5 protein-coding genes are annotated in these 4,331 nt (G+C 66.2%); 2 read left to right on the plus strand and 3 right to left on the minus strand.

Features of this window, described 5'->3' with window-relative positions; genetic code table 11:
- Positions 1–280: hypothetical protein (locus ACE3UY_RS22845; protein ID WP_374689772.1), on the minus strand; the 280-nt coding region annotated here is incomplete at its 3' end.
- Positions 262–1,845, minus strand: coding sequence for an ArnT family glycosyltransferase (locus ACE3UY_RS22850; RefSeq protein ID WP_374689773.1), 1,584 nt, complete (start codon positions 1,843–1,845; stop codon positions 262–264). The genes ACE3UY_RS22850 and ACE3UY_RS22845, both read right to left, overlap by 19 nt.
- Before the next feature lie 216 nt (positions 1,846–2,061).
- Here ACE3UY_RS22850 and ACE3UY_RS22855 point away from each other — a divergent pair, with 216 nt between their 5' ends.
- Both ACE3UY_RS22855 and ACE3UY_RS22860 read left to right on the plus strand, forming a co-directional pair.
- Positions 2,062–2,925 carry an NAD(P)H-binding protein gene (locus ACE3UY_RS22855; protein ID WP_374689774.1) on the plus strand — a complete coding sequence of 288 codons (864 nt, stop codon included), beginning with the start codon at positions 2,062–2,064 and terminating at the stop codon, positions 2,923–2,925.
- A 141-nt stretch (positions 2,926–3,066) separates the two neighbouring features.
- Positions 3,067–3,435 (plus strand): phage holin family protein, encoded by a 369-nt coding sequence (locus tag ACE3UY_RS22860; protein WP_374689775.1) that lies wholly within the window; start codon positions 3,067–3,069, stop codon positions 3,433–3,435.
- Between the two features lie 80 nt (positions 3,436–3,515).
- On the opposite strand, the gene metW is transcribed toward ACE3UY_RS22860, so the two are convergent.
- Positions 3,516–4,112 carry a methionine biosynthesis protein MetW gene (gene metW / locus ACE3UY_RS22865; RefSeq protein WP_374689776.1) on the minus strand — a complete coding sequence of 199 codons (597 nt, stop codon included), beginning with the start codon at positions 4,110–4,112 and terminating at the stop codon, positions 3,516–3,518.
- Positions 4,113–4,331 lie beyond the last annotated feature (219 nt).

Consider the following 4,331-nt stretch of genomic DNA (forward strand, 5'->3'; position numbering starts at 1 on the left):
CGATCAGCATCACGTCGTAGTCAGGCGCGGCGGCGTGGACGCGGATGAGTTGGCGATAGGCTCCGGCCACGCGCCCCCAGAAGCGCGGATTGCGCCAGCCGCCGCTGGCCTGAGCCACGCGGTCTTCGATCCCATGCCACAGCGGCGCGTGGCAGACGTGAACCGCCACGTCGGGCTGGGCCTGCAACCCCTTGAGGATGATCTGATTGCGGGTATAGCCGGCGCGGTACGTGCCGAAGTAACAGACGCGCAGCAGGCGGTCTAGGCCGGGTCGCTGCATGGCGGAACCTCGTAGATCCAGATGCGCCGGTCGGGCGCGGCCACCCAGGAGCCTTCGACCTCGGTTACCAGGCACAACTGCCCGGTCAGTTCGGTATAGCGCTGCCAGTCCTCATCCGACAGGCGGTAGGCGTCGTGGATGATGTCGCCGATGACCAGGTAACGGATGCCCTGCGCCTGATACCAGGCCAGGTCTTGCATGTAGAGGCCAAAGACCTGAGTCATGGGCCACACCTCGGGCGAAATGTTGGGCGGGAAGCGGTCGACAGCCAGGGGCGTGCCGGGCGGGATGTTGGCCTCGATCCACTGCTGGGCGTTCGTGCGCACGTCCGTCGTCGCCAGGGCGCGGTTGGCCTCGGCGGCGCGTAGAAGCAGCAAAACAAGCACCAGGGCCAATACCGCGGCCGGCGCGGCCACTCGCCAACGCCGGTTATCGGCCATTCGCCGCCGCCACCAGACCCAGGCCGTATCCAGCGCCAGCCCGCCGTAGACGGCGACCAGCGGCGCGATGGCCAGCCAGGAGCGCTGTTGCCGTTCGCTCTGCCCGAAGATGGTGAACAGGTAGGCGGCGACGAAGATGTGGATGAGCCAGCCGCGCCGGCCCCAGCGAAACAGGCTGATGACCGCGCCGGCCGCTCCCAGCCACACGGCCGGGGCGTTGCGGTGCGTGAACAGATACTCCAGCCACCAGCCGAGGGTGGAGCCGGTCGGATCGTAGCCCGGCCGGTTGTAGATGCGCAGGTTGGAGCCGAAGGCGTGGACGAAGGCCGGCAGGTCGAGCAGCGCGTAGGGCGTGCCGGCCACGAAGCCGGCGGCCATGCCCAACGGGCCGGCCAGTGTGCGAGCGCTGATCAGGTCGTCGAGCGACCGCGCCTTGAGCAGGGGCAGCAGGCCGAGCGGCAGCAGCAGCAGCGCGCCGTTGTACTTGGTCGAGGCGGCCAAGCCGCAGACGAAGCCCGCCCCGGCGTAGGCCCACAGGCTGTCGCGCTCCCAGTCGTCGTAGACCCGCACGATCAGGTAGAGCGATAGCACGGCCATGAAGCTCAGGGGGATGTCGGTGGTGGCGAAGTGGGTGTGCAGCACCAGGTCGGGCATGACGGCGGCCAGCAGGGCGGCCAGTAGCCCCTGCCGCTCGTTGCCCAGCCGGCGGGCCAGCATGAAGACGATCAGGACGGCGCCGACACTGAAGGCCACCACCAGCAGCCGGGCCACCAGGACGTACTCCGGATGGGGGAAGATGGCCGGGAACGCGCCGTGCTCATAGAGGCGCAACTCGTCCACCGAGCCGATGAGGCCGTCGCGCATCTGGAGCAGGAACAGCGCGGCATAGAGCGGCACGAGCAGGTAGATAAAGAATGTGCCGTAATCCATGCGCAGCGGGGTGAAATCGCCGGTCTTGAGGATGTTCATGGCCGGCATGACCAGCAGATCTTCGTCCGGGTTGAAGGCCGCCGGCAGGGAGAAGCGGAGGGCGTAGAGGCGCAGACCGGCGGCCAGCAGCAGGATAGCGGCCAGGAGGAAGGATATTTGATGGCGGCGAAGCGGGTTGAGCAGTTGTTGTCGCATGGGCTATAAGGGGCGGAATTGAGTCGCTATGCTCGGCAATCATACCCAACTGTCGGGCGACCGGCCACCGTGGCACAGCCCGGTTCGTAGTCAGGCAATTCATTGCCGTCCTCCCTGCTTTGCGCGAAGAACGGCAATGAATTGCCTGACTACGAACGCCCACAGCTTGAGCTACAGGAACTATCCAAAGCGGGAGAGAGCGGGTAAAGTACCGTCATGGTTCTCGTCACCGGGGCTACCGGATTCATCGGCCGCTCGCTCGGGCGCGCCCTGAGCCACGCCGGCGCGCCCTGGCGGCCCTATAGCGGCCGGATGAGTTCGGCCCAGTCGTTGCGCGCCGAGTTGGAAGGGGTGGAGACGGTCATCCACCTGGCTGGGGCCGAGGCGCGCGGCAACAACCGCCTCCTGCAGCACGTGGACGTGGCCGGCACGCAGCGGCTCATCGAAGAGGCGCGGCGGGCGGGCGTGGGCCGCCTGATCGTGCCCAGCCGGCTCAACGCCGACCCGCACGCCGTCCAACCCCTGCTACGGGCCAAGGGGGAAGTGGAGCGGCTGGTGCAACGCAGCGGCATCCCCTACACCATCGTGCGCAGCGCGACCCTCTTCGGCCGCGATGACCGCTTTAGCGAGATCATTTTCAGCCTGGCGCTGTGGAGTTGGCCGCTGGCCTGGGCGCCGGGCGGCGGCAAGGCCCCCATGCAGCCGATGTGGGTGGAGGACTACGCCCACTGCCTGTTGCGCACACTCGACCGGCCGGCGACGCTCGACCGGATCGTGACCGTGGCCGGAGCGGAGCGGCTTAGCTACCGCGACATCCTGCTGACGATCTTGCGCGTGACCGAACGGCCGCGCATCCTCCTGCCGCTGCCGCCCAAGATGGCGCGGCGATCGGCGGCGGTGCTGCTGGGCTGGTGGCGCTGGCCGCCCGTCAGCCGCTACTTCATGGATCGCTTCTTCATGCCCGAGGTGACCGACCTCGACGCGGTGCAGCGGCAGTTCGGCTTCCAGCCGGCGCGCTTCAGGGAGACGATCACGTACCTGAATCGAGGGGGAATGCGGCGGCGGCTGTTCAGAAAGTGACTAAAGACCTGACAGAGAAAAGAACGTTTACACGCTGACCGCGTATAGAGTGATCAGAGCCGCGTCCCATGGATCGCGCGGCCCGCGCCTTGACAATCCACCCGTTATGTAAAAAGGAGATAGACCGTCATGAGATTTCTTGTGCGACTTCTGGTCAGCGCCGTTGCTCTGGGCCTGACCTTCTGGATCGTGGACTTGTGCTGGAACGGGCAACTCCTGCCGCTGATCATCATCGCGTTGATCTTCGGTGTTGTGAATGCCCTGATCCGGCCGCTGGTCATCCTGCTGACGTGCCCGCTGATCATCCTGACGCTGGGGGTGTTCGTCTTCGTGATCAACGTCCTCATGTTGTGGCTGACCATCTGGGTTTCCTACCAGTTGGGCCTCGGCTTCACCTGCGTGCCCGAATTCTTCTGGAATCTGGTGCTCGGCGCGATCGTGCTGACCCTGGTGAGCTGGGTCGTTAGCCTAATGGTTCCGGACGAGCGGGAAGCCCACCGGGCGCACTGAAAGAAGCATCCGCAGATTACACAGATGACACGGATTGAAGAGCTAATCTGTGTCATCTGTGAAATCTGTGGATTCCCCTCTTATCCCCGTTCGAGGGCGAAGATGGCCGTGCGGGCGCGCAGGTTGGGCAGAAAGTGAACCGCCCGCCCGCCGGCCAGATAGATCGCGGTGCGGACGGTGATGCCCTGGGCGCGGCAGAAGCCGGCGAAGTCGGCCGCGGTGAGCGCCTGCCAGCGGGGGACGGCGTGCCACGGCTGCGGCAGATCGGGCGCGGCGGGAATCCGGCCGCCGGCCAATAGTTCCAGCCGGCAGCGCCAGTAACCCCAGTTGGGAAAGCTGACGACGGCCGTCCGGCCCACGCGCAGCATCTCGCCCAGGACCATCAACGGGTCATCCAGAAACTGGAGGGTCTGGGCCAGGATTACGCAGTCGAAACTCTCGTCGGGGTAATCGGCCAGCCCCTCCTGCAAGTTGCCCTGCCGCACGCTGAGGCCGCGGCGCACGCAAGCCAGCACGCCCGCCTCGCTCAGTTCGATGCCCCGGCCGCGCACGCCCTTCTCGCGCCGCAGGTGGTCGAGCAGCGCCCCATCGCCGCACCCCAGGTCGAGCGCCCGCGCCTCCGCCGGCACCAGCCCGGCGACGGCCTGCAAGTCAGGACGTAGGTGTAAGTGGGTCATGGGTGTTTAGTGGTCAGTGGACAGTGGTCAGTCGTCAGTGCACTGCTCACCGACCACTGACCATTACTTTCACGGCAGCGCAATCCCTTCCTCCTCCGACAGCCGATCCAGGAAACTCTCCAGCAGCCGCGTCATCGTGTCCACTTCCAGCAGGAAAGCATCGTGCCCCCAGGTGCTCTCGATGTCGAGATAGGTCACGTCCGCGCCGGCGGCGTGCAG

The sequence above is a fragment of the Promineifilum sp. (SeqCode) genome, from assembly GCF_041918635.1.
Taxonomy (GTDB): domain Bacteria; phylum Chloroflexota; class Anaerolineae; order Promineifilales; family Promineifilaceae; genus Promineifilum.